The following is a 26,329-nucleotide window of genomic DNA, read 5'->3' as shown; positions in this document are numbered from 1 at the left end:
CGCGCGTTCGAACGCGCGCAGGCCAATGGCATCGCGTCTCGCGACAAGGTCATCTTCGCGGGTTCGCAAATCTTTCCACGTCCTCGGCGTGTCCTCCCCAACCTCGGCAAGCAACGCGTCCACTGGCACCCGCTCGCCGGGTCGCCGCCCGATGCCAAGTAGCGCCTGCGCAAAGACGGCGGAATAACGCTGCACATCGACGGCAGTTACGACACGTCCTGACGACGCAATCGCCTGCGAGACCACCGACGAACCGGAGAACAGGTCGGCGACTTTGCTCCCTACGGGCGTCACGTCCCGGATTAGCGAAGAAATCGCGTCTATTACGCGTACCTTGCTACCGAGATACTGAACAGGTCGGAAGATCGGCCGCGCAGGCACGGTCGACTTTGTGTCGCGCTTAGGCGCGACGATCCCGATCTCGTTCACAGGTGCGGACGGACGCGACTGTTCGCTCGCCTGTGCCAGGATTTGATCGTCCAAACTCATATGGCGACCTTGTCACCTGTCGCGCCTTCATGCAACAGAGAAGCGTGGTTGAGACTGGCCCCGTATACGATCGCATGTTGCTTGCCATCCTCGCGGCGGGTGACACCGAGCTTGCGCGGGAGCTTGGAATGTCCAGAACAACCATATGGCGAGTGCGCACTGGCAGGGCGCAGCTGTCGAGGCGAGCAAGCAGACAGTTGGCCAGCCTCGCCGCTCAATGCGACGGGGCTCGCGAGCGGGCGCAGGCCATTGCTGACCTATACGAGCTTGCCATAAACCAATTCGAGGTTCGCGAGGCCCTTGCTACATTTAGCGTCGCTTTGTTGCGCCAGCGCGCAACACAAGACCCAGGTTCCGTTAAAAAACCTAGCGGTGAAACGCCTTAGAACGAAAGCGATACGATGGCACGATTGACCGGCAAACAAATCCAAACCGAGGCACGTGCCGTGCTTAACGCGCACCCCGAGGGACTGCGCTGGGCGGACGTGCTAAAGGCAATCGGCGCTGCTCATCCCGAAACCCCACCCAACACTATTCGCGGTGCCACTCACCAGCTGTTCCACGGTAGCGACGAGATTGTGAAGATTGCACGTGGCACCTACCAGCTTGCTGTCCATACCGATGCTGATGCTGCGATCGCCATCGCCGAGGATCAGGCAATCGCGGCCATGCCCGTCGCATCCGAAACAGGCATGTCCGGCACGACGATGCTCTCGGAGCAGGATTTTTACGCTAGCTTCGCCGAATGGTTGGAGGAAAATGACGAAGTGACTGTTGCGGGCGCGCTGGGCGGCAGCAGTCTAGGCGGCAAATGGGGCACTCCCGATGTCCTCGGGGTGCTCCGCCCTCGCGCACAGGACATTTTCAAGTTCGAGCCACAGATTGTAACCGCCGAGGTCAAGGCAACGCCTGGCCAGCCTGTCGTCGCCTTCGGCCAGGCGGTTGCCTATCGCTTGTTCAGCCATAAAAGTTATATCGTCGTGCCGCGCACCACCACCAGCGACGACATGAACCGCTTGACCTCGCTGTGCAGCATACACGGCGTTGGTTTAGTAGTGTTTACCCTAAGTATAGGCCAACCCGACTACAGCGTCATTGTACTTCCGGCCATCGCTAGCCCAGACATGTTCTACGTCAACACAATGCTTGATCGCCTGAAGAGCAGCGAGCCACGTCTGCTGAACCGGCTATTCTGATAGCGTATAGCCTCCCTTGTTCTGGCGCCGCCAGTGTCACAACCGACCGGTTGCGACACCAAGAGCCAATGAACCAAGGCTTGAACAAGGGGTTCGCACCCCGGCTCTCGGACAGCGGCGCTTGTCCAAGACTTGCCTCGCTCTATAAATCGGCTCGGCAGGGATCTGTGTGGAAGTAGTCGGCCATTCCGGCCTGCCACTCGGGTATCTGGATAACTAGAACGTCGAACGGGCAAAAACCTCAGAGGATGATCTTGCAGACACAGGTAGAGGGGCTCACCAAGCGGAAACGGGATGGCACTCCATACGCTCGACGTGGGGAGGTTGAGACCGCACTGGCATCGCTGGTCAACCTGTCGCGCGAGGATATCCTCGAGAGGTTGAAGGTGCGAGACCCGACCTCACCGAACCATGTGCAGTCAGAGTGCATTGTTTACCTGATCCGTGCCACGCGGAACGACAACGATGAGCGGTACTTCAACGAACTCTACCGAGAACTCATGCGGCGTTTGGCGTCCGCTCTTCCCCGCGTTGAGGGCGAGCGGGCCGGCGGTCCTGAGAACGTCTACGGGGCGGACGCACGGGATCGCGTGCGCGACATCTTCAAAGCCAAGCTAATCGAAGATCGTGCGGCCCCTGGATCCTCGCTCGACTACTTCGAAATCATGTTCTCGGGTGCGGTCGCGGCGTTGCGCAAAACAGCCATGGGCCGGGCGCGACGGCAGATGGCGAGGAAGGACGCCATCGACGACGAGGAGAGCGGCGAGCCCTCTATCGCGGTGGAGAAGGCGGTCGGCAGCCTCGACGTCAAACAGGAGCTGCTTTCCGATGACCCGAATTACCGGTCCAAGGTCGCAAAGGCGATCAGGACACTACCAGACAAGCAACGCAGAGTTATCGAGATGATCCTCCAGGACATGCCCATCGATTCAATCGACGACGACGTCCTCACGATCCGTAAGGTTCTCGGCGTGAGATCGGAGAAAACCGTGCGCAACAGACGCGACGCCGCCATCGAGACCATACGGGAGCAGCTCGGGATCGGAGCCCGGAATGACTGACCAGGCCCACCATGACGCCGAGGAGGTCCTGATGGCCTTTGCCATGGAGCCCGAGCACGACCGGGTCACGCTGGAACGATACCTGCGCCTCCACCCCGAACTCGCCGAGGACCTCGTCGACCTGTCGATGGAGCTGCGGCTCCAGCGCGCGACCGCCGGCATCTCGGCGCCCGTCGACGAGGCCTGGATCGAGGCGTCGCTGGCCGACTTCCATGCCGCGGCACCGGCACGCGTGACGGCGCAGGCAGCCGATCCGTTCGCCACGCTCTCCTCCGGCGAACTCGTCACCCTCAGGCGTTCGCTCGACGTCCCCAGCGGCGTGATACAGGGCTTCCGCTCCCGGGCGGTCGACATCGCCAGCGTCCCGGTCGGTTTTCTAGCGGACTTGGCCCGCGGCCTGCGCACCGGGGTCGAGGAGCTGAGCGCCTCCCTGGCGGGTCCGCCGAGGCTGACGCCGGGCCTCAGCTACAAGTCCGACGAGGCGCCGAGCGCGGACGGGGACAAGGTGACCTTCGAGGCACTGCTCGAGCAGTGCAGGGTCCCGGAGGACAGGCGCAAGCAGCTGCTGAACCCGCGGGACTGAGCGGTGGAGGCCGTCGAACTCGCGCGTCAGCGCGCCGCGGCCATGCACGATGCAGCCATCGCCGGTGGCGCGGACCCGTGGGATCCGATCGAAATCGTCATGGCCGTCGCCGCCGACAAAGGCCTCGACGTCGAGCCGGTCGAAGCGGGAAGTCCCATCCTGGCCGGCGGCCGCGCGCACTTCGATCCGAGCAACCGGGCGATCCGACACGAGGACGCGGGCGACGCGTTCGCGAGGGCGTTCCTGATCGGTCACGAGCTCGGACACGCCACCCTTGGCGACGACCGCACGGAGCACATCGCTTTGGAGGTCGATCCCGCCCGTCCGGCCGAGGCGGCGCCGGTCGGGGAGGACCGGGTCGTTGACTACAGCCGACGACAGCGGCGCGAGGTCCAGATGGATCTCTTCGGCCGCGAACTGATCCTTCCCCGCGCTCGTGCGCGATCCCTGCATCTCGGCGGCATGACCGCCAGCCAGATCGCCGACCGGCTCGGCGCCCCCTTCGACGTCGTCGCGATGCAGCTCCTCGACGCCCTGCTGCTCCCCGAGATCGAAGCCGCCCCTCCACAGCAGCCGGCGTCCCCACCCAAGCCCCTCAACCCGGAACAGGCAGAAGCCGCCCGACATCGCGGCGCCCCCTACCTACTCGAGGCGGGACCCGGGACCGGCAAGACGCAGACGCTCGTCGGGCGCGTCGCCGGGCTGGTCGACGACGGTGTCGATCCCCGCTCGATCCTGGTGCTCACCTTCTCCAACAAGGCCGCGGGCGAGCTCTCGGACCGCATCGCAGCCCTTCGCCCCGACGCCGCGCCGGCGATGTGGATCGGCACCTTCCACGCGTTCGGGCTGGACGTCGTGCGGCGCCACCATCGCCAGCTGGGCTTCGCGAAGGAGCCCCGCATGATGGATCGCAGCGAGGCGATCGCCATCATGGAGCGCGAGTACCTCGTCCTGGATCTCCGGCACCACCGCGACTTCATGGATCCGGCGCGCCCGCTCAAGGATATGCTCGGCGCGATGTCGCGGGCGAAGGACGAAGTCGCCGACGCCGAGCGCTTCGCCGCCCTCGCCCAGCAGATGGTGGACAACGCCGTCGACGCCGACGCCCGCGAGGCGGGGGAGCGATGCGCCGAGGTCGCGCTCGTCTACAGGAGATATGAGGAGCTGAAGCAGGCGGCCTGCGCCGTGGACTTCGGCGACCTCGTATCGCTGCCGGTCAAGCTGCTCGACGGCGATCCACAGGCGGCGGCCGCGCTGCGCGCCACTTACTCTCACATCCTCGTCGACGAGTATCAGGATGTGAACCGCAGCAGCGTGCGGCTGCTCCAGAGGCTAACCGACGCCGGCCGGAACCTCTGGGCCGTGGGAGACGCGCGGCAGGCGATCTACAGGTTTCGTGGCGCCTCGTCCTTCAACATGTCCCGGTTCGCGACCCACGACTTCCCGGGCGCATCGGGAGGCCGACTGCGCGTCAACTACCGCTCGACGCCAGAGATCGTCGGCGCGTTCTCCGGGTTCGGCGGGAGCATGCAGGCAGGCACCGGCTACGCGTCGCTCGACGCCTTTCGCGCGTCCATCGGGATCGCACCCGAGCACGTCACCTTCGGCGACAATGACGACGAGGCCGACGCGCTCGCCGACGAGATCCTGCGCGTCTCGCCGCAGGTGCCGTTCCGCGATCAGGCCGTGCTTTGCCCGGGGAACGATCGGCTCACCCGCGTCGGCCGCGAATTGGAGCGGCGCGGCATCCCGGTGCTCTACCTCGGCAACCTGTTCGAGCGCCCCGAGGTGAAGGATCTCCTGTCCGTCCTCTCGCTGCTGGTCGACCGACGCGCGATGGGCCTCGTTCGGAAACCTACGCTCGAAGGGCTCGCGACGGGCCTGAGCCTCGCCGGCGCGTCGGCCGTCGTCGAGCACCTGCGCGCCACCGATGCGGCGCCGATGGCGTGGACGTCCGCGACGACCGGAGCGCCGCACCTCGGCGAGAGCGACGCCGACGCGCTCGATCGGTCCGCCGGGATGCTGGCCGGCTTCGGCATCGACGCGAGGCCCTGGACGGTGCTCGCCCACCTCCTGCTCGACCGGACGCGGACGGCCGCGCTGCTTGCCTCGGCGAGTGACGTCTCGAGCCGCGCCATGGGCGTGGCGATCTGGCAGATGATGGGCTTCCTGCGCGCGGAGCGATCGGGACCCGGCCTCCCGATCCAGCGCACGCTCGACGGGATCAGGCGCCTCGTCCAGCTCGCCGACGAGCGGGACCTCCGCCAGCTCCCGGCGGCGGCTCAGGGCATCGACGCCGTGCGGCTGATGACGATCCACGGCAGCAAGGGGCTCGAGTTCCCCGCGGTGCACGTCATGGGCCTCAACAAGAACGCGATGCCGAGCACGGCGCGCAAACCCGCCTGCCCGGTCCCGGACGGGATGATCGAGGGAGGACAGGGCGGCACCGTCGCCCTCGCCGCCGCCGACCACGCGCTCGAGCAGGAATGCCTGCTCTACGTCGCCGCATCCCGCGCGCGCGACCGGCTGCTGCTGTATTCGGCCACCAGGACGGCGAAGGGGGCCCGGCGCGACGCCTCCCCCTTCATCGCCCGGCTGGGGGTGACGAACGCGCGCCCGGCCATCGCGCATGCGGAACGGGCAGCCGATCCCGAAACCCTGCCGCTTCCGATCCGCATCGGGCCGCCCGTGCGCATCACCACCGCGCAGCTGGACCTCTACTCCCGCTGTCCCCGCCGCTTCCTCTACACGCACGTCCTCGACGTGGGCGGGCGGCGCACGCCGACCACGATGACCAGGATGCACGACCTGGTGCGAGGCGTGGTGAGGGAGCTCGCCGCCACCGAGCCCTGCGCATCCTCGATGGCCGAAATGGAGGCGCTGCTCGAACTGCGCTGGTCCGAGGGTCCCCTCGCCAGCGAGGAATATCGCCTCCATCGGGAGGTCGCCACGCTCCTCCTCCGACGCTTCGTGACGATCCGCGCGGGAGGGGCCCGCGCCGACGCGGGACCGCTGGTGGCGTCGATCGGGGGCGACGAGGTGACCGCGGTCGCCGACGATGTCGTCACTGCAGGCGGTCGTCACGTGGCCCGCGTCATCAGGACCGGGCACAAGTCGTCCTCCACCGGAAAGGCGCTCGCCGACGCGGCCTTTCAGATGGCCGCCGCGGCGTCGCTGCCCGGCTGCGTCGTGGAGATCATCCACCTCGGCGATGACGAGCCGACCATCGCGCTTGCCTTCGACGGCAAGGCACTAGGCAGGAGCCTGGGCAAGCTGACGGAGACGCTGGAGTCGATCGCCTCGGGCCGGTTCGAACCCGAGCGGTCCGACCGCACCTGTCCCTTCTGCCCCGCCTTCTTCACCTGCGGCCCCCTCGCCGACGGGAACCTGCAAAAAAATCTTTGACCGGAATTACCGGTCGGCCCGGGCTGGCGGGATTGACCCTTCGAGACCGACGCAGATCCGCCGAGGTCCGAAGAGGAAAAAACAACACCATGACCATTATCGACCACCCCGACATCGACGACGTCGAGAGCGCCGTTCAGGAGGGTCGCGCGCTGCGTCCCGGACGCTACCGCGTCTCCTTCGCACTCGACGACCTCAACTACCAGCCAATCGTCCTCGACGATCCCGTGCCCCTCGGCCGCCAGATCCTGAAGGCGGGTGGCATCAAGGACGTGGACGGCCACGCGCTGTTCGTCATCACCCCCGAAGGCGACTTCGAGGACGTCCGCGCCGACGAGGAGGTGGATCTGCGCGACCGCGCCGCCCACCGGTTCGTCGCCTTCAGCACCGATCCGCTCTACCGCGTGAAGCTCAACGACAGTCGCATCGTGTGGGGCCGCCCCTTCATCCCGGAAGCGGTGCTCCGCTCGCTCGCCGGCATCGGCGACGACGAGGCGGTGTTTCTCGAGGTGCGCGGCGGCAAGGACAAGCTGATCGAGCCGGGCAGCGAGGCCGATCTCGCCGCCGACGGCGTCGAGAAGTTCATCACCGCGCTGAACAAGGTCACCTACACCTTCTTCGTCAACGGCAAGCCCTACGAGACCGACAAGAAAAAGGTCACCGGCGCGCAGATCAAGGCGATGGTGCCCGACTGGGATCAAACCCACGACCTCTCCCTCGAAGGCGCTGGCGACGATCCCGATCGCATCATCGGCGACGACGAGACGGTCAGCCTCGACCCCAAGCACAGCGTTCGCCGCTTCTCGTCGGTCCCCAAGGCGAACTTCGGCTGATGTCGGGCATCCTCAGCATGCAGCTCGAGCAGCTGCGGGAGCGCTTCGGCGAAGCGCACGCCAGCACGATGGCGAGCGGCACCACGCTCGTCACCGTGCCCGGGGTGCGCCTGCCGGAGGGGTGGTCGAGGTCCTCGACCACCATCCGCTTCCTCGTCCCGCCCGGCTACCCCTTCGCGCAGCTCGACTGCTTCTGGGCGGATCCCGACCTCCTCCTCGCCCACGGGGCCACGCCGCAGAACGCGGCGCTGAACGTCATCCCCGAGACGCTGCAGCAGGGCATATGGTTCTCGTGGCACCTCGCGAGCGCCTGGAACCCGAACCGCGACACCCTGTCGACATGGATGAACGTGGTGATCGACCGCCTGAGGCAGGTCCGATGAGCGGCCTGCGCTTCGCGGGGCCGACCTATTCGGCGCTGGCCTCCGGCCTGCTCGACGCCGACGGTCTCGAGAGCTGCGCCATCGGCTACGCCCACCACGATCCCGCGAGCGGGTCCTGGATCGTCGCCGACGCCGCTCCCGTGCCGGACGACGCCTACGAACGTCGCGACTGCGTCTCGGCCATCCTCAAGCCCGGGTTCCTGATTGACGTGGCCAATCGCAGTCGGATCACCGGCATGGCGGTCGTGGCGATCCACACCCATCCCGGCAGCCGCGGCAACCCACACTTCTCCGCGACCGACAACGACGGTGAGGCCGAACTCGCGTCCTATCTCGGCAGGCGCGGCGCGCCGGTGCCCCACGTCGCACTGGTGATCGGCCCGGAAGGCGCGCGCGCCCGCATCCTCGGCGACGACGAGGAGGTGCCGGTGTGGGAGGTGGGTGAGAAGCTCGTCCTCCACTCGCCGCTCGCGGACGGGGCCGCCCACGACCGTGACGACCGCCAAGTCCGCGCCTTCGGCGAACCGGGGCAGCGCCTGCTCCGCCAACTCCGCTTCGCGGTGATCGGCGCTGGCGGCACCGGATCGCTCGTATGCCAGCAGCTCGCCCACCTCGGCGCCTCGTGGATCACCGTCGTCGATCCCGATCTCGTTGAGGAGACGAACCTCAACCGCCTCGTGGGCTCGATCCCCTCGGACGTGGGCCGGCCCAAGGTGGATGTCGCCGCGCGCATGATCCGGGCCATCAATCCGGCCGCCACGGTGATACCGATGCAGGCGGACATCGTGGACGAGCATATTGCAGCCCTCCTGGCGACGTTCGATTTCATCCTGCTGTGCACGGATTCGCACGCTAGCCGCGCCGTGGTGAACCAGGCCGCTTACCAGCACCTGGTGCCCGTTATCGACATGGGCGTCAGCATCACGGTCGCGAACGGGGCGGTGAGCCACGTCACCGGACGGGTGCAGATGCTCTCCCCCGGCCTCCCGTGCCTGACCTGCTGCGGCGCGCTCGACGCCGACGCGATCCGTCGCGAGATGCAGACACCGGAGCAGCGCGCGGTCGATCCGTATGTCCATGGCGTGCGGGAGCCGCAGCCTGCCGTGCTCTCCATCAACTCGACGGTCAGCTCGCTCGCGATGACGATGGTCCTCGGCGCGGTTACGCCGGTGCCCGTCAAACCGCGACACCAGACCTACGACGGCATCCGCGGAAGGGTTCGGGAGATGGCCGTGGCGGCGCAGCCGGGCTGCGTCGTGTGCTCCCACGCGGGCGCGCTGGCGAAGGGCGCGACGTGGAGCCTGCCGGTCCGACCAGGCGTAAGCGGCGGAGGTGGGCGATGAGCTCGCCGGCGCGGCAGGTGCGCATGGTCGGCGACGCCGAATACCGGGACCAGGCTGAGGCGAACCTCGGCCAGCCGGGTGACGCGTCGCTGATCCTTAGGGGCAGGCCGCGGGCGATCGTGATGGCCTGTCCTGACGGTTGCGGCGAGACGCTCGTCGTGAACCTCGACGGGCGCGCGGGCAAGGCATGGCGCTTCGACATGCGCCGCGGCGGGCTGACGCTCTTCCCCTCGGTGTGGCGGAACGGCGGCTGCGGCAGCCACTTCATCGTCTGGCGCGGTCACATCCTGTGGTGCGACCGGTTCGAACGGGACAACCTCGAGCCGGACTACGACGCGGGGATCGAGGAGCTTGTCCTAGCTGCGATGGACGTCGAGGAGCCTCGCAGCGCGGTTCAGCTCGCGGACGCCATCGATGAGCTGGTCTGGGACACGAACCGCGCGGCCAACCGACTGGTCCGACGCGGAGCTGCTAGCTCATGGAAGGTCGGGGGCCAGTGGGTATTCGCCCGCTTAGCCTAGGGTGCGATTCCGCTGGCATGGGCAAAAGAACCATGTCGGCGGACTTCAGACATCCCCACGATCATCAGCCGTTCGCCCCCGGGGTGCGCGCTCTGTCCGGCTGCGGACGTAATGGATGCAGGTGTCACAACCGAGCGGGGCTGTTGAAAATTGCGCCGCTGGCACCCGGTACGGTTGGGGGCGGAATGACACCCCAAGGCATAGCGATCCCGTCCCACAAGGATCGAGAAACGGGAATGTCCGAGGCTGGGCGGAAAGCGGTTTTATGCTCACCCTACGCTGATGCCATATCTCACAACGCCCCGATGATCGCTGTTGCTATAAATCGGAGCAGCGGACCCGCGTCCCCACCATCTCCACACGCATTCGCTCACCCGGGCCGGCTTCGAAAGTATGCTTTGTGCCGTCTTTTAATCCGAGCGTGAACCGGAGCGGGCCTTCCATCGTACATGGGGAGGTGTCGCACATGCGTTCCATCCGCTGCCGCTCTGCCGCCGTATCGTCTATGGGCTCAAGCTTCATGCTAAAATAGGTGGTGCCGCCGATAAGCAGCCGCCGTGCAGCAGGCATCGTTTGCAAGTCAAAGGCGCGCTGTGTCCCCTCCACGCGCTTCTCTTTCATAGGCAATTTGGCTGCCATGCGTTGACAGAAGGAAGCCGCTGCCGTTTCCGGACCGGGGGCGTCACATAAAACGGGCACAGATATACGGTAACGGCGATCATGCCGGCAGCCGGACGGTCTGACGAAACGGGCGCAGTTCGCCATCACGCGGTGCAGGATCGGACCAGAGATAGTCGCCGGTCAGATTGATGTGCTGCCACCCGAGCGGGGAGAGGTGCTGGAGCAGGTCGGGCGACACCGGGCGGCCTTGCCGATCGAGATGGCGCATGGCGGCTTCAAGGTAGGTGGTGTTCCACAGCACGATCGCGCCGGCGACCAGATTGAGTGCGCTGGCGCGGTGTCCCTGGGCTTGCAGGCCGTGATCGCGGATGCGGCCGGTGCGATGGAAAAAGATCGCGCGCTTGAGTGCGTTCTGCGCCTCGCCCTTGTTCAGCTCACGCGTGGCCTGGCGGCGCTCCTCGGGCCGTTCGATCCAGTCGAGCGTGAACAGCGTGCGCTCGACGCGGCCGATTTCGCGCAGCGCCAGTGCAAGACCGTTCGCGCGCGGATAGGAGCCGAGCCGTTCCAGCATCACCGATGCGCTGGTGACGCCGGTGCGGATCGAGGTCGCGAGCCGGATCACGTCGGTCCAGTGACCGGCGATCAGCGCCTCATCGATCGGCTGCGCCGCGAGCGGGGCGATATCCGGTCCGGGCCGCATGTCGGCGAACAAGTGCAGGCGCCGGGCGGCGATATTCGGGATGCGTGGTGCGAAGCGGAAGCCGAGCAGGTGGCATAGCGCGAAGACATGATCGGAGACGCCGCCCCCATCGGTATGGTGGCGCTCGATCGCGAGGTCAGCGCCATGGTGGAGCAGGCCGTCCAGGACATGCGCCGCTTCGCCGGCTCCGGCGGAGATGACCCTGGAATGGAACGGCGCATAACGGTCGGAGACGTGCGTGTAGAAGGAGACGGCGGGATCGCTGCCCTTGTGCGGGTTGATCGCGCCGGTCGCCTGCGCCCGCCTGTCGAGCGGGAAGTTCTGCCCGTCCGAGCTGGATGCGGTGCCGCTGCCGAACATCGCGGCAAGCGGCATTCGGTGCTGCGCATCAGCCAGACTCGCCAGCGCCGTGCCGTAGCTGTCCTCGCGCAGGTGCCAGGCCGACAGCCATCCAAGCTGGCGCTGCGTCACCAGTCCGCACGCCTCGGCCATGCGGGCGTGGCCCAGGTTGGTGGCATCAGCGAGAACGGCGGTGAGGATCGCGCGCGGATCGTCATGCACCCGTCCCGTCGTCAGATGGGTGAAACAGTCGGTAAGGCCTGTCCAGCGATCCACGTCGGCGAGCAGGTCGGTGATCCGGATCGACGGCAGGTGCGCGTAGAGCGGGGCGAGCACGCTTTCCGCTTCGTCGGGCGTGATCGCCCGCAGGGGTGAGATGCGCAGACGACCGTTCGCGAGCTGCACGTCCTCCAGCGTATCGGCTGCAATCTTCGCCTCGACCTCCGCCAATCGACGCGCGAGCAACGCCTTGCGCTCGGCCAGCCAGCCCATGGCCGTATCGGCGACGGGCACGGGCAACGGCCCTGCGTCGCGCATCGCGGCGAACACCGGTGCAGGAATAAGCTGCTGTTCGACCGCGCGATAACGTCGGCTGCCCTCGACCCACATGTCGCCGGCGCGCAGCCGATCGCGTAGTTCGGCCAGCACGCAGAACTCGAATGTCCGTCGATCGAGGGCGGCGCGGTCGATGCGTCGTCGCCAGGTGGCGCGGAGGAACCCGAGCGACACGTCAGGCGGCAGCTTGCGCAGATGACTGCTGCCGAGGTCGCGCATGACGGCGACGGCGTGGGCGAGCGGAGCGCAGGCCGGCACCGCCCCGAAGGTGAATGCGGCGATGAACGCCGGTCCGATCTGGCGGAGGATCGGCGCATTCGAGCGGGCAAGCTCGATAGGGTCGAGCGGGTCCGGGCGGACGAGGCGGCGTGCTTCCTCGACCTCCGTCGCCAGTGCATCCCAACCTATGACGCTCTCGATGGCCGCGAGCGGGTCGGTTCCCCCGTTGCGCGCCGTCATGACCACCTCGCCGAGCCGGGCGAGCAGGCGTATCTTGGTGTTGATTGTTCGCCGGTCGCGCTTCAGCGCAGCCTCTTCGCGACGTTCCGCACGCCGGAAGAGCTGTCCGAACAGACGCTCGAACATCAGCACGGCATCGTCGGTCAGCGTCACCTGCGTCTCGATCGCGGTGGCGACCAACACCGCACGCCTGCGTACCGGGTTGAGCGTGGCGAGATGCTGGGCGGTGAGCCGGGCGCCTTCCTGTGACAGGCGACGCAGCCGTTCGGGGTGGATCGCCGCGACGAGGCCCGGATCGAGGTCGATGGCGCGCAGGACCGCCAGACGGTCGAGGATCGCGGAGAAAGCCCGGCGTCCCGGCTTGCCTGGCGGCTGACGTACCCACGCCAGCACGCTGGTCGATGTGCTGTCATGCCCGTCCAACAGCGCATCGAGCCGGTCGCGCCGCATGACGGTGAGGTTTCGGGTAAGTAGGTCGCCCACATGGCGCTCGGCATCGAGCAACGCCTTGCCGACCATCCGTTCGACGGGCGTGATGCCCGGCACGATGATCCGGCGCCGGCGCAATTCATCGAGCAGCAGTCTCGACAATGCCACGCCGTTGGTCGTCGTCAGCGCAGGCGGCAGGAGCCACGCCTGAAGCTCCACCCGAACGGGCCGGGAGAAGGGCTGAAAGCCAAACACATCGCGCAGCGTGTCGAGCTGCTCGTAGCGGGTCGGACCACGCGCCGCGTAGTCGGCCAGTGCTTCCGGCGCGATTCCGAGTTGCTCGCCGACGAAGGCGAGCGGGGCGTGGCGGATGACCTCGCCCGGCCGGAGTAGCCGCCCCGGATATCGCAATCCACATAGCTGGATCGCGAAGCCGAGCCGGTTGTGCGGGCGCCTGCGGCTGACGATCACGCGTAGATCCTCGGCGCTTAGCGTCCAGTGCCGGACCAGCGTGGCTTCGTCCTCCGGCAAGGCGAGGAGGTCGGCGCGCTGCGCCTCGGTCAGGACGGAACGGCGTGGCAATTGGGATCAGGCCCTGGCGGGGGCGGTCCACCCGATCCTTGCCAGCGTATCGATCAGCGTCGAGCGGGCGACGCCGAAGTTGCGGCACACCGCCGCCTTGCTCGCGCCTCCGTCGAGCGCGGCGGTGATCGCCTCGATCTTCTCCGCGTCGATCATCGGCGGCCTGCCGCCCTGCCGCCCCCGGCGTTTCGCCGCGGCGAGTCCGGCCATCACCCGCTCGCGGGTCAGCGCACGCTCATACTGCGCCAGCGCGCCGAACATCGAGAACAGCAGCTCGCCGTGCGGCGTGGTCGTGTCCATCGCCTCTGTCAGCGAGCGGAAGGCGATGCCGCGCGTACGGAAGTCGGTGATGATCGACAGGAGGTGCGGCAGCGAGCGCCCGAGCCGGTCGAGCTTCCACACCACCAGTGTGTCGCCTTCCTTCAGCCAGGCGAGGCAGGCCTTGAGGCCTGGACGGTCGTCGCGCGCGCCGGACGCCTTGTCGGCATGGATGTGACGCTCATCCACCCCGGCCGCGATCAGCGCGTCACGCTGAAGGTCGACCGATTGCCGGTCGTCGGCCGACGACACCCGCATGTACCCCACCAGCATGTACGACAAACCCTCCCAGCCCGGTTTCCGCATAGTAGAACAAGACGACAGGGTTTGTCGTGCAAATTTGGCGTACTTTGGCTTCCGGTTATCATCAGCTCGGTCCGCCCAGCGGAAATCACCTGTTTGGCGACAGGTCATGGCGGTCGCCCGACCTGTCAGAAGACCTTCCGCAGATTGAAGCTGAACACGCGTCCGAGCGGGTCGAGATAGGCGGGCTGGTAGCTGAGCGGTGTCGCGCCGGCGCGGTCGCGCACCTGCGGGCGGGTATTAAACAGGTTGGTGACGCCGATGGTCGCGCGCGTGCCCTTCAGCCATGCGGGTGCAGCGGAACCGCCGAAGCGTTCGGCAAGGTTGGCGAACAGGCTGAGGTTCACTGTCGCGAAATCGCCGAAGCGCAGGTCGTCCGCGGCGTTGGCCAATCCACCGATCCCGGTTCCGCTCCGCCAGGTGGCCGTGACGCGGGCGCCGAGACCCCGCTTGAAGGCGCCGGCCTGGAACTCGACCTCGTGACGACGCCGGCCACCGCCGAAGTCGACTGCACCGCCGTCGAGCAGGTCGAGTGCGGGAAGACCACCGCGCAGGGTAATCGCGTCCTCCAGGTACCAGTTGTGGTACAGGCTGACGAACACCCGGCTCGTCAGGTTGGCGGCATTTCTGGACATCGCGCTCCCCGGCTCGGCGCGGGTGAAGACGGCATTCGGCAGCGCCCGCCGGGCTTCCGCCTCGCTCGCAAACACCCGCGTCCGGGCGTTCTGAATGCCTGGGGGAACCGGTCCCAACGGCCGGGTGAAGTTGATGCCCCAACGTACCTGCCCCTGACGAGACTCGGCGAAGTTGAGTGGACGTCCGTCGATCCGCTGAAGCCGCCCTTCGCCATCGCGCGTGAAGCGATCAGGGAAGGCGGCCTCGATCCGCGGCGTCACAATCGGAAAGGCGGCGATCGGATCGTCGATCCGCGTGGCGACATAATCGAGGCTGAGGGTCAGGTCGGTGCGGGCGAGGGGGCGGACGTTCAGCCCGATCCTGACGACGTGACGATCGTCGGGACGAAGGGCCGCATTGCCGCCCGATACTCGCGTGACGTCGACCACCTCGCCCCGGCCGATATCGAACGTCCGGACATTGGGGGTGACCAGCAACGGTCCGCCGAGCTGCTCCAGCGTCGGCGCGCCTTCCTCATTGGTGACGGAAGCGATGAAGCCGACCGCATCCACCGGTGACCAGGCAAAACCGTAGCCGAAGGTTCGCAAGGTTCCGGCATCGGACAATCGCTCGACCGCGAGGTTCACGTTGGCGGAAAGGTTGCCGATCGGGGACGCTATCCTGCCGGCACGGCTGAGAAGTGGAAGGTCGAGACTGACCTGCGCCGACGCCCGGTCGCGGGAAAGGTCGGATCGGCCATCAGGGCCGCCACGTGACGATCGGCCCTCGAAGTCGCGAACATCGACACCGCCGCGCACGCTCGCCGACACCGGTCCTGCGGGCAGTTCCAGAACCGGGCCGGTCAGGAGAAGGTCGGCATTGGCAAGCGTGTCGATCGACCGTGCCTCGTCGCGCATGACGATCGTATCGGAGACATCCGTGAGCACCTTGGTGCTGGTACGGTCGTAGTTGCCGGTGAACGTCCACAGCCACCGCCCGGTCCTGCCGCCCAGCGTGGTGCCGAGGTGCCCGACGCGACGGTCGCTGTCACGCCGCAGCGGGCCATCCACGCCGAGCCCGAACAGGCTCGCGCTGCTGTTCGCCTCGAAACGGGCGTTCAACGTCGCCGACACGTCGCCCAGGACATGACCGCCGACCAGCACGTTGACGGAACCCTGCTCGCTTGACGGCAAGAGCGTTCGGAACCGGCCGAGCTCCGGCGATCCGGAAAACTGCTGCACATCCCGGTCGCTCTCCAGCAGCGACGCGGCGCGGTTGTACGTCGCGCCCAGGCCGATGCGGGTATCCCCGCGGAGCCTGAGATAGTCGACATTGCCGACGCCGTTGTCGCGCCCTCCGTCGGTCGGCGCAATATAGCTGACTTGGCCGACGCGAGAGATGAAGCGCTCGTACGTCACCACGTTCACGACCTTCTGATCGGCTCGATAGCCGTATCTAAGCGCCAGTTCTTCGGGAAACACCTCCATCCGCTCGATCGCTTCGGTGGGTATCCGGGCGATCTCGGAAAAGTCCGACACGCGCCGGCCGTTGAGCAACGTGACGGGGCCGCCGTCCCCGCGCCCTCGGTTGCTCGCCACCTGCGGACCGATCGCCTCCAGCAGCGCGCCGATATTGTCGGCACCGAACGCCCTGATGTCGAGCTGGTTGAACGTGCGTTCGGCCGGAAGGTCGCCGACCACCGCACCACGTGGCCGCTGTCCGGTCACGACGATGTCGCTTCCGTTCGCGCCTGCACCGGGCTCACCCGTCACCCTCGTAAGCGCTGACGGATCCTTGCGGAACCGCTCTTCCAGCTGACGCTGAATCTCGGGGGGCAGAGGCTTCCCATCGGCACCGCGAAACTCCATCCGGGGTACGGTGCCTTCGGCAGGGATCGGCGTGTCGGCGGGCACATCCGCCCGGCCCGGCGATGTCGGAACCTGGATCGGCGGAGTGGAAGCGGCAGTCCCTGACGTCTGCTGTGCGTGAAGCCCGCTCGACGCCACCCCCGCCAGCAACCCCGCCACGAATTTGTGTCTCACCTTCATGCCATTTTCCCCTGACCGTTCGTCCGGGTGGCGTTCAAGCGGAGCAGGGTAGCGTGGTGATGGCCGTTCGGTAGCGAGCCATGATACGCAAATGCTACATGACCTTGGTAGAACCACGTCATGAAAGCCGAGATTATCGCAGCGAGCACGATCCTCATCGTCGACGACGATGCCAGCATCCGCGATGCGCTCGCAGACTTCCTCGGCGGGCACGGCTATGCGGTCCGTACCGCCGGCAACGCCGCGACGTGCGAACGCGAACTGGCCGAGGCATCCGTCGATCTGATCGTGCTCGACGTGATGATGCCGGGAGAGGACGGGCTGTCGCTGTGCCGCCGGCTCGCCCCCGCCGGTACGCCGATCCTGATGCTCAGCGCGCTGGACGCCGTGACAGACCGGATCGTCGGGCTGGAAGTCGGCGCATGGGACTATCTGACCAAGCCGTTCGAGCCGCGCGAGTTGCTGGCGCGGGTGCGGGCGCTGCTGCGAAGGCCGGGGGCGGAGCGTCCCGCTGCCGGCCGCGCATCCGGCGGAGTGGTGTTCGCCAGTTGGTGGCTCGATATGGCCGAGCGACGTCTGCGCGATCCCAACGGACGCGTGCTATCGTTGAGCGAGGGCGAACACGCATTGCTCGCAGCCTTCGTCAGCCGCCCGGGCCGTATCCTCACGCGCGACGCGCTGCTCGATCTCGCGCGCGGGCTGGACGCAGTGTCCTATGACCGGGCGATCGACATCGCCGTCAGCCGCCTGCGTCGCAAGCTGGCCGAGGCGCATCCGGACCCCCTGATCGAGACGGTGCGCGGTGTCGGTTACCGCTTCCTGCCAACGGTCCATCCGGCATGAGGCGCGCACCCAGCGCGCTCGTGGCGATCGGCGGCTTCGGCGTCGCCGTCGCCACACTGAGCGTCGCGACCACCGCCGCGATCGTCATCCTCGCGCCTCAGCCGCCCGTGCTGCGCGTCAGCGCAGGCGAAGCCATCGCGGCGTTGCACAGGCCGGTTCCCGGATTCGAACGCCATCTCGTTGCCGAGCCGCCCCAAGGTGCGCGCCTGAAGATGCTGGAAGGACTGATCGCCGCTGAGTTGGGCCGGTCTGCGCGCGACGTGCGGGTGACATGGCCGGACGGTACGGCGCGGATGGGCATGCATGTCCAGAAGGCGACGATCAAGATGGCGCGCAGCCCCGGTGCCGCTGCGCTGCCGCCGGCGTTCGTCCTCGTGCAGCGGGCGCAGGGCCGGTTCGATATGGTCGCGCCAGGTGCCGCAGGCGGCGTGGCCCGCGCCGCACTGATCAGCCTGCCGATGACCGCCTTCACGACGAGCGTACGACAGCCGGACGGTCGCTGGCTCAGCGTGGAGCCTGCGCGGCCGTTCCTCGGCGGATGGCAACGCAACATTCTGATCGCCTTGGCCATCAGCCTCCTGCTGCTTGCTCCCATCGCATGGATTTTCGCGCGGCGGCTGACCCGCCCTTTTCGTGCCCTCGCCGGGGCGCTCGACGACGATCGCGCATCTCCGCTTCCGCACGAAGGACCGCGTGAACTGCGCGAAGCGGCCGCGGCGATCGCCGCGATGCGGGACCGGCTCGCCATCGAGGCGGCAGAGCGCGCGCGGATGCTGACGGCGATCGCCCACGACCTGCGCACGCCGCTGACCGGCCTTCGCCTGCGGATCGAGGCCGCGCCCGAGCCGCAGCGTGCCCGCATGGTCGCCGATGTCGAACGAATGCAGGCGATGATCGGCGAGGTTCTGGCCTTCGCCCGCGACGCCGCCGCGCCGGCCGAAGTGGTGGATGTCCGGCCTCTGCTCACTGCAATCGTTGAGGATATGGGTCAGCGCAGCGCGATCGTCCGGCTCCTGCCCGGTGACGAAGCGCGCGTTTCAGTGCCCGAACTCACCTTCCGGCGCGCAGTCGAGAATCTCCTGCGTAACGCGATCGATTATGCAGGGGGCGGCAGGCTTACCCTGCGACAAGCCGACACCAATGTGTGTATATCGATAATCGACGACGGCCCCGGTATTCCGGCCGGCGATCGGGAGCGCGTGCTGCGTCCGTTCGAACGCGGCGACGCCTCTCGCAATCGCGACACGGGCGGCGCAGGCCTTGGCCTCAGCATCGTCCGCGACTTCGCGGCCGGACACGGCGGTGACTTCACCTTGGCCGATGCCCCGAACGGCGGAACCATCGCGACGCTTAAGTTGCCTTCTGCGTAACGGCCCGCACCGTCCGTCGGCCTTGCCCAGGCGCTAGCGTATATCTGTGCCCGTTCTATGTGACGCCCCCGGACCCGACATGGTCAGGGCTGCTGCTAACACCCAAACGACTCCGTTCACCACTTCTCTCCTGCCGCTGCCGAGGCGATCTGACCCTCCCGGCGGAATCAGATCAAGTGAACAATGGCCTCAAGAAGTTACGCGGAGATGTCCGCAATGGGCGGGAGTGGACATTCCGACCCATTCCGAAAACGAACATATTACGGCAAGCCTAGCGGCTAGTAAGGACCAGATAGGCGTCGGTATTGTCAGCGAAGGTCACCCGGAGACCTCCATGCTCAAGTGACCAGGTTTTTGCCGTATTCATAAGCTGCCAGAAGCGATCGGCCGTTCGGACCGCCGATGTGTTTCCACACTTTGCTGTCGTGATTATGCCGGCTCCTGCTCCACCCGTATCGATTGTTCCGTGCGATCCAGGCGGCAGACGGGTCCACCGAAGTTTGCTCGGACCAAGCGTGTTACACGCCAATGTTCCGGTGACCGCACCGTCATAATCGAGCCGTAGCGTCGCGATCCGCTGGCCTGATAGCCGCTCGCCTTGTAGCGTCCGCAAGGTCCAAACCCGATTCACAACTTCGGAGCGGGACAAGCCGGTTGCCCCGGGGACAGACGCGCAACCGGCCAATGCGGCCGTCACTAGCATCAACAGGCGCATCGTGCTTCGTTCCTATCCATTTGCTCTGAAGCACCATGAGGGGCCAAAGTGACCGGGTGTTGACGGATGTGAAGTGCGGACCTTCCAAAAACGAACGGTCTTCAAGACAGCCAAAGCCGTCTCGTTTGGGATGGTATTCCGGGATAGGAGCGTTCTCCCAGGTACCCCTCGCCTGCGGAAATCAGGAACTAAGCCGATCAATCTCTGACAGCACGTATCGAGGGTCAAAAGGTTTGGCGACGAAGAAAGAGTGTTCCGGCAGGTCAGCTTGTGAAGGACGGACGTTACCGGAAACAACCGCGATCAGCACTGGCGGGTACCTATCACGAACGTAGCGTGCAAGTCGCAGACCATCCATCGATCCCTTCATCTGGATGTCTGTCAGGACAATTCCAATCTCGGGATGATCGGCTATGATCTTGATCGCTTCGTCGCCGTCCTCAGCTTCAAACGCGATAAAACCACGGTCGCTGAAAAAATCCATCAGATCGTGACGTATAAACACCTCATCTTCAACGATGAGGATTGCCCGTGGCGGAATTGCCTGACCCATTACGCGGTTACCAATTCGCCTGCACCGACTAACGGCGCTTTGATCCGAAATTCGACACCTTCAGGCGGGTAGCTCAACACCGTCTCGCCCCTGAAGTACGATCGCAGCGAACGTTCGATTAGCCGCGTTCCAAAGCCCCTGCGTGTGGGGGGCGAGACGGTCGGACCGTCGCGCTCCTGCCATAGCAAGGTGAACTCTGGGTTTGCGTCATATCCACTCACCTCCCACGTCAACGTCACGGTGCCGGTATGGTTGCTCAGGGCACCGTATTTCAGCGCGTTGGTGACCAGCTCGTGGATTGCGAGCGTGAGGGCGAGTGCCGACTGCGGATTGAGACGCACCGCGGGGCCATTGATCGCGATCCGGTCCCGCTTATCGGCAACGGCCGCCAAGCCGGCTTCCAAGACCGTATCAAGGTCCGACGCTTCCCACGATGTCGCGGTCAGCACATCCGTCGCCCGGCCCAAGGATGCCAGACGTGATGAGAAGGCAGCAGAGGCATCCTCCAGTGTCACCGCATCACGCAGCGTCTGGTTGGCAATCGACTGGATGATGGACAAGACGTTTTTCAATCGATGGCTCAATTCGCCATTGAGCAGGAGCTGCTGCTCACGCGCCTCCTGCAAAGTCGTGTGATCACGCGATACGGACAGGATGCGCACCACCTCGCCGTTCTCGCCGAAGATGGGCGAAACCGACACCGACCAGAATTTCGGGGTGCCCAGGAATGTGTCAGCTGCGATCTCGAAATGGGCCGATCGACCCGCTCTTGCCGCTGCAAGCGCCTCTTTGCCCAGACCAACGCCGTCATTCTTCAGAAAACTCGGCCAGAAGCAGCCTTTGACCGCGTTGAAGTCGCTGATCTCCATCACCTTCATGCCGCCATCGCTCATGAAGGTGAGATCGCCGTTAAGGTCGAGCACCTTGATACAATCGGTCGAGGCAGCAAGAACGCTGCGCATAAAGCTTTCGCTTTCGCGCAGGTCCTGTTCTGCCCGGCGGCGCTCAATCGCAACCCGGATACGACTGGCCGCCTCTGCGACGAATGCCACCTGCTGCGTCGTCCATTGGCGCGGAACGTTATCGTTCACGAAGAAGATCGCGACGGTTCGACCATTCCCCACCACCGGAAGATTGATCATCGTTCGAACGGCGAGGCTTTCGAAAATGTCCGCTCGAGGCGATGTTCGTGGATCATACCGCACATCGGGAATGACGACGGGACGACCAGCCCGGAGGTCGATAGCGTAGTCACCATAATCATCGACGCGGTACTGACCGACAAGCCGGGGACAGCCATCCGCCGTCCAGTGCTCCGGCACGGTAATCATTTCCCCGTCTGCATCCAGCGTACCGTACCCAGCCCGAACCACGCCGAGCGTCTTGGCCACGATCTCCGTCGCCTGATCGATCGCATGTTCCATATCGGATGACTCCGACAGAACGTGCCCGATGTCGGTGAGCGCCTCGCGCTTTTTCTCGGCGCGGATGCGATCCGTCACTTCGAGGAAAATGACGGTGAACCGATCCTCCCCAATGGGTTGGCACACCCCGTCATACCAACGATCCAGCCCTCCGAACTGACGGGTAAAGCGCTTGGCTTCGCCGGTATCGACAACCTCGGCGAACTCGTTGACCCATACGTCCTCAATTCCCGGGAAGAGGTCGCGTATCGTCTTTCCGATCGCCGTGCCCCGCTCGATACCGACCAGGCTATACCAGGCGTCGTTCACTTCCTCATACCGCCAGTCAGAGATCCTGCCGCCTGCATCGCGCACGACTTTGGCGAGGATGAAACCCTCTTCGAGCGTCCTGAACAGGGTGCACCATTTCTCCTCATTGGCCTGCAACCTGTCGGTGGCGCGGGCTTCCACCTCCCGCAGCGCTTCACCCGCGGCATGTGCTTCAGTGCGATCACGCAGCACCTTCACATAGCCGACATGTTGGCCGTGCTGGTCCAGCAATGGGGACGTCACATCGACGGCCAATATGCGTCGCCCGTCTTTGCGAACCATCCAATGCTCAAGAGACGCGCGGCCTTCGCGGTGGGCTTGCGCTAGATCCAATGCCAGCCTGCCGGCGCTGATATCTACGTCAGTGAACAGGACCGACGCACTTTTGCCGATCATTTCGCCCCTCGACCAGCCAAGCACATTTTTAGCGCCGGAAGTCCACTCGACGATATGGCCATCGAGATCGGTCGTGACGATCGCGAAATCCTGAGCGCTGTCCATGATGGCGCGCTGCCGCGCCTCGGATGCGGCGACCTGCCGTGCCGCAAGACGTTGTTCGAGTTGCGCCATGACCTGTCGAGCCAGGACGCGGATCGAGCGTATCTGTACGTCCGACAATTGCCTCGGCTGGTAGTCGAGCACACACAGCGTCCCGATTGGAAGTCCGTCGTCCGTCTTTAGCAGTGCACCGGCATAGAAGCGGATGTGAGGCTCGCCGGTAACCAGGGGGTTGCACGCAAACCGCGGATCGGCCGTCGCGTCGGGAACAAGGAGGAAATCCTGCTCCAAAAGCGCGTGCGCGCAGAACGACGTATCCAGCGGCGTTTCGCGAACCCCCAGACCCACCTCTGCCTTAAAGAACTGGCGGCACTCCCCGATCAGATTCACGACCCCGATCGGCGCCTCGCAAATCGCGGCGACCAGCTCGGCCAGCTCGTCGAAAGCCGACTCTCGCGGGGTGTCCATTACCTCGAATTTTGCGAGCGCCGTCAAACGCCGCTGCTCACGCGCTCCAAGATCAGTCATTGTTTACCACGATTGGCCCTTCCGCGGCACGCTAGCATCCAGATCGGCGCCTCGCCACTATCGAGAACATCATAGAAACACCCTCCAGTTCTGTAGATTGAAATGCTGGCGCGAGGAGCCAGCGAAACGGCACCGTCTCGTTTGGGAAGGTCAGCTTACACGACGGCGGGCCGATCAGCGCGCGACAGTCTCACAGGGAGCCATTTTCCCGAAATATGTTCCCGATTGCCTTTTCCCGAAATGCGGCATCGGAGACGGAGTTTCGGGAAAGCTCGAGCGTTCAAAAAATGGCGTGACCGAGCCCGCTGCTGGCGCAGCGGGTCCGGGGTCAGGAGCCGAAAGGTGATCGCATCAGCGGGGGCAGCGCTGCGCTGTTTTGATGGCTCCACGCTGCCCCCGCTGCTACCAGATGGTGTCATTTCTATCTGGCGACGATTATGTCTTCTCTAAATCGCAGGAACAGAGGAACCGCGTTGCCGATACAGCTTTGCGGGCGCCTTAGAGGCGCTTACAGCAGTATGATTACTGGCGCGTCTGGTCGCGATCGAGCCCTTTGTCGAAAGGACCGAACAGCTTCGGGAGCTTGTAGGTGACAAGACCGATCAGAAAGAAAAGGCCGCTGCCGAGAAAGTTCTGAGGTAGCCGGTAAGGGAACATTCCTTCCCACATCAGGCCGGTATAAACGCAGGCGAGCCCGATCAGGTAGACGACAGCGGCGAAACCCGAAGCTGCTACCATACCGTAACCGACGCTTGCGACGGCCTGGTCGTCAATCTGCCCTGAAACCCGCCTCATCATCGCGAGGAGCAGGACAAACATCATCACCACCATCGGCGTCCCGGCGACGATCTGAAGCCATTCGATGGCAACCATCTCTCCGAAGGGGCCGGATCCAAGCATGGTAATTCTCCCTCAATCTGTCCTTACGTCTTTCACCCTCCCCTCTCAATCGCGCGTCGCTCCCGTTCGTGGCGCAGGCGGTCAACCGTCGCGACGTCTGCGTGAGATTGGATCAGCCGATCGAGTGCGTCGTCAGGAAGGTATCCCGGATCGAGCTTTGGTCCCTTGGCCTTGGGCGCATCGCGCCCGAGGGCGATCAGATGACGGCGGTTGCGCACCTCGACCAGCAGCGTTCCGCGTTCCGCTCGGTTGAAGGCCCGATCGAGACCGTAAAGCCACCCGGCCGAGGCCTCGACTAGCATCGCCTCGCAGCGCTGGAGATCGTCATCGTGACGGCATTCACGGATTCGGTCGACCGTCAGGGCGCGTGCCGTCTCGCGGGTTCGCCGGTAATGATCGCTGTTTGGGCCTTCGAGCGCGAACAGCCGGTGCATATGGCGGACCCATGCTCCCATGCTCTCCCATGCAAACGGCTTCGGCGCGCTACGCGGTTCTGCACGATAGGTTTTCATCGGGGCGAGCGACCGCGGCGGCTTTTTGTCGCCGTAGAAGAGGTCGGGCTCCCGCCAGCTCATCGGACCGGCTCCAGGTCTCGGAGCTCTGCCATCTCGATCTTGGCCGTGCGCTCGGCTCCAACGGGATCGAAGAAGACATAGCAGTGGTCTGCGAATGGGGCTCCGCATAGGCGCCACACCACGCCCGCTCGCCCGAGAAAGCGTTGGATACCGAATGCCGGATCAACGGATCCCGGTGCGTCGACCAGTCGGACGCGTTGGCGCACTGCGAGCCAGTTTCCGGCCTTGCGGACGATCGCGGCGCGTTCGTCCGGCGACAGGGTAGACCGCCGATCCGATCGTGGCGGACCGAACGTCGCAAACGGGTCGGGCCTGTTGAAAAATGCCGGACATGCCGGGTTGCTCCTTCGTTTTGACCCTACTCAGAGGAGCAGCGCCATGATGGGACCAACCTGTCGCGGTGGGCGGGAAGGGGCGTCCTGCCGCACCATAGAAGCCATGTTGCCCGCAGACCACCTGTTGCGTCGCATAGACCGATGTCTCGACACGAGCGAACTGAGGGGAGCGCTCGCCGCTCACTACAGCGCACGGGGACGACCGTCGATCGATCCCGAGCTCCTCATCCGCATGACCCTGATCGGCCGCATCTATGCCATTACGTCCGAGCGGCGCCTGTGCGAGGAGCTGCGCTACAATCTGGCTTACCGCTGGTTCTGCCGTCTCGCACCGGGAGACACGGTTCCGCACCACTCGACTTTCAGCAAGAACCGACACGGTCGCTTCCGCGACGCTGGCGTGTTTCGGACCCTGTTCGAGAGCACGGTTCGACGCTGCATCGGCGAAGGTCTTGTTGGCGGGAAGGATGCCGCGATCGACGCCTCGTTCATCGAGGCTGACGCATGCTGGCAGCGCAAGACCATTCCCGGCTACTTGCCTTACGTGGCCAACGCAGGTCGCCCGGTCCGTGAGTGGCTGAGCGATCAGAGCAGTGTTGTGACGAAGCCGGGCGGCTCCAAAAATTTTGACGGCGTATCGCGAACCGACCCGGCCGCAGCCTGGTCGGCGCGACCGGGCCGCGCGCGGTTCGGCTATGCCCTGAACGCGCTGGTCGACACCCCGAGCGGGGTAGCGCTCGATATCGAGGCCACGCCCGCTCGCTTTGCGGAAGAGGTCAATGCCGGCCGCGTCATGCTCGGGCGGTCGGCCGATCGTTTCGATTACCACCCCAAGCGGGTTGCTGCCGACAAGGCCTATGGCAGCGCTGTCTTTCTCGGCTTCGTGCGGGATCACGGTGCGATTCCTCACATCCCCGTGATCGACCGTACGCAGCAGACCAAGGGCAAGCTGCCGCGCACGGCCTTCAGCTATGATCGTAACACCGACAGCTTTATCTGCCCGACCGGCAAGCCGCTCCCGCACCACGCCTTCCATCCGTCCACTGGCGTGCATCGCTATGCCGCCGATGCCCGAGACTGCGAGACGTGCGTGCTTCGGAAGAAATGCACAACGGCGCGGCGTCGTACTCTGGTCCGTCTGGATGATGAGGACGTCCGCGATCTTGCCAGAGCCGAGGTAGAAACCGGCCTCTACAAGCGGTCGATGCGGTTGCGGCGCGGGGTCGAACGGTTCTTCGCTGACGCCAAGGGCAAGCACGGCATGAGGCGGCTTCACCTGCGCGGCATCCGCGGAGCGGAAGAAGAGTTCCTGATCGGCGCGGCGGTGATGAACCTTATGATTCTGGCGCGTCCACACCGGCTGACGGGCAAGCCACGCCGGGGTGCCTGCGTTCCCGCGGCCCTGACCCCGGCTGCAATCTCGGCCCGATCGATCGAACATGACGTGATCGTCTTGCCCGCTCGGCGATATGCCTGATCGCTGAAGCGCGGCGTGC

The 26,329-nt window shown here is 65.5% G+C and carries 21 protein-coding genes; 11 read left to right on the top strand and 10 right to left on the bottom strand.

Features of this window, described 5'->3' with window-relative positions:
* Window positions 1-489, bottom strand: a 489-nt coding sequence (locus tag AC1GI4_RS19355; RefSeq protein WP_479630654.1) for a DNA adenine methylase, incomplete at its 3' end; no start/stop codon positions are given.
* A 401-nt stretch (window positions 490-890) separates the two neighbouring features.
* On the opposite strand from AC1GI4_RS19355, the gene AC1GI4_RS19350 reads away from it, so the two are divergent.
* From AC1GI4_RS19350 to AC1GI4_RS19315, 8 genes are all read left to right on the top strand, one after another.
* Complete coding sequence (locus tag AC1GI4_RS19350) at window positions 891-1,685, top strand: hypothetical protein (protein WP_479630653.1); 795 nt, start codon at window positions 891-893, stop codon at window positions 1,683-1,685.
* 248 nt (window positions 1,686-1,933) lie between these two features.
* A complete protein-coding gene (locus AC1GI4_RS19345) occupies window positions 1,934-2,746 on the top strand; it encodes an RNA polymerase sigma factor (protein ID WP_479630652.1) in 813 nt (270 codons plus the stop codon).
* A complete protein-coding gene (locus AC1GI4_RS19340) occupies window positions 2,739-3,329 on the top strand; it encodes a hypothetical protein (protein ID WP_479630651.1) in 591 nt (196 codons plus the stop codon). Before AC1GI4_RS19345 ends, AC1GI4_RS19340 begins: the two co-directional genes overlap by 8 nt.
* Before the next feature lie 3 nt (window positions 3,330-3,332).
* Complete coding sequence (locus tag AC1GI4_RS19335; RefSeq protein ID WP_479630650.1) at window positions 3,333-6,734, top strand: UvrD-helicase domain-containing protein; 3,402 nt, start codon at window positions 3,333-3,335, stop codon at window positions 6,732-6,734.
* Between the two features lie 89 nt (window positions 6,735-6,823).
* Window positions 6,824-7,567 (top strand): multiubiquitin domain-containing protein, encoded by a 744-nt coding sequence (locus tag AC1GI4_RS19330; protein WP_479630649.1) that lies wholly within the window; start codon window positions 6,824-6,826, stop codon window positions 7,565-7,567.
* Window positions 7,567-7,950 (top strand): E2/UBC family protein, encoded by a 384-nt coding sequence (locus AC1GI4_RS19325; protein ID WP_479630648.1) that lies wholly within the window; start codon window positions 7,567-7,569, stop codon window positions 7,948-7,950. The genes AC1GI4_RS19330 and AC1GI4_RS19325 overlap by 1 nt, the downstream gene beginning before the upstream one ends.
* Complete coding sequence (locus AC1GI4_RS19320) at window positions 7,947-9,293, top strand: HesA/MoeB/ThiF family protein (RefSeq protein WP_479630647.1); 1,347 nt, start codon at window positions 7,947-7,949, stop codon at window positions 9,291-9,293. Before AC1GI4_RS19325 ends, AC1GI4_RS19320 begins: the two co-directional genes overlap by 4 nt.
* Entirely contained in the window at window positions 9,290-9,814 is a 525-nt protein-coding gene (locus AC1GI4_RS19315; protein WP_479630646.1) for a ubiquitination-like system serine protease family protein, read from the top strand. The genes AC1GI4_RS19320 and AC1GI4_RS19315 overlap by 4 nt, the downstream gene beginning before the upstream one ends.
* Before the next feature lie 318 nt (window positions 9,815-10,132).
* Here AC1GI4_RS19315 and AC1GI4_RS19310 read toward each other — a convergent pair whose 3' ends face one another.
* From AC1GI4_RS19310 to AC1GI4_RS19295, 4 genes are all read right to left on the bottom strand, one after another.
* The gene (locus AC1GI4_RS19310; RefSeq protein ID WP_479630645.1) at window positions 10,133-10,435 is read right to left on the bottom strand and encodes a hypothetical protein; all 303 of its coding nucleotides are present in this window, start codon (window positions 10,433-10,435) and stop codon (window positions 10,133-10,135) included.
* A gap of 97 nt (window positions 10,436-10,532) precedes the next feature.
* Window positions 10,533-13,499 (bottom strand): Tn3 family transposase, encoded by a 2,967-nt coding sequence (locus AC1GI4_RS19305; protein WP_308815720.1) that lies wholly within the window; start codon window positions 13,497-13,499, stop codon window positions 10,533-10,535.
* Window positions 13,500-13,505: 6 nt separating this feature from the next.
* A complete protein-coding gene (locus AC1GI4_RS19300) occupies window positions 13,506-14,090 on the bottom strand; it encodes a recombinase family protein (protein WP_285139558.1) in 585 nt (194 codons plus the stop codon).
* A gap of 158 nt (window positions 14,091-14,248) precedes the next feature.
* The gene (locus AC1GI4_RS19295; RefSeq protein ID WP_479630643.1) at window positions 14,249-16,648 is read right to left on the bottom strand and encodes a TonB-dependent receptor; all 2,400 of its coding nucleotides are present in this window, start codon (window positions 16,646-16,648) and stop codon (window positions 14,249-14,251) included.
* 255 nt (window positions 16,649-16,903) lie between these two features.
* Here AC1GI4_RS19295 and AC1GI4_RS19290 point away from each other — a divergent pair, with 255 nt between their 5' ends.
* Window positions 16,904-17,626 carry a response regulator gene (locus AC1GI4_RS19290; protein WP_308815722.1) on the top strand — a complete coding sequence of 241 codons (723 nt, stop codon included), beginning with the start codon at window positions 16,904-16,906 and terminating at the stop codon, window positions 17,624-17,626.
* Window positions 17,623-18,996: a sensor histidine kinase gene (locus tag AC1GI4_RS19285; RefSeq protein ID WP_285139561.1), complete on the top strand. Its 1,374-nt coding sequence runs from the start codon at window positions 17,623-17,625 to the stop codon at window positions 18,994-18,996. The genes AC1GI4_RS19290 and AC1GI4_RS19285 overlap by 4 nt, the downstream gene beginning before the upstream one ends.
* A 271-nt stretch (window positions 18,997-19,267) precedes the next feature.
* On the opposite strand, the gene AC1GI4_RS19280 is transcribed toward AC1GI4_RS19285, so the two are convergent.
* The 5 genes from AC1GI4_RS19280 to AC1GI4_RS19260 form a co-directional block, all read right to left on the bottom strand.
* On the bottom strand, window positions 19,268-19,699 hold the full coding sequence (locus tag AC1GI4_RS19280; protein WP_241762959.1) for an META domain-containing protein: 432 nt from the start codon (window positions 19,697-19,699) through the stop codon (window positions 19,268-19,270).
* Window positions 19,700-19,892: 193 nt separating this feature from the next.
* A complete protein-coding gene (locus AC1GI4_RS19275; RefSeq protein WP_479630642.1) occupies window positions 19,893-20,264 on the bottom strand; it encodes a response regulator in 372 nt (123 codons plus the stop codon).
* On the bottom strand, window positions 20,264-23,023 hold the full coding sequence (locus tag AC1GI4_RS19270; protein ID WP_479630641.1) for a GAF domain-containing protein: 2,760 nt from the start codon (window positions 23,021-23,023) through the stop codon (window positions 20,264-20,266). The genes AC1GI4_RS19275 and AC1GI4_RS19270 overlap by 1 nt, the downstream gene beginning before the upstream one ends.
* Before the next feature lie 522 nt (window positions 23,024-23,545).
* Window positions 23,546-23,923 carry a hypothetical protein gene (locus AC1GI4_RS19265; protein ID WP_479630640.1) on the bottom strand — a complete coding sequence of 126 codons (378 nt, stop codon included), beginning with the start codon at window positions 23,921-23,923 and terminating at the stop codon, window positions 23,546-23,548.
* Between the two features lie 32 nt (window positions 23,924-23,955).
* The gene (locus tag AC1GI4_RS19260; RefSeq protein ID WP_479630639.1) at window positions 23,956-24,498 is read right to left on the bottom strand and encodes a hypothetical protein; all 543 of its coding nucleotides are present in this window, start codon (window positions 24,496-24,498) and stop codon (window positions 23,956-23,958) included.
* Between the two features lie 378 nt (window positions 24,499-24,876).
* Between AC1GI4_RS19260 and AC1GI4_RS19255 the strand changes: the two genes are divergently transcribed.
* Window positions 24,877-26,310, top strand: coding sequence for a transposase (locus AC1GI4_RS19255; RefSeq protein ID WP_479630638.1), 1,434 nt, complete (start codon window positions 24,877-24,879; stop codon window positions 26,308-26,310).
* Window positions 26,311-26,329 lie beyond the last annotated feature (19 nt).

Source organism: Sphingomonas sp. 77B, from assembly GCF_056497825.1.
Note: the sequence above shows the minus strand (reverse complement) of the source record. Positions and strands in the feature narration are given on the sequence as shown.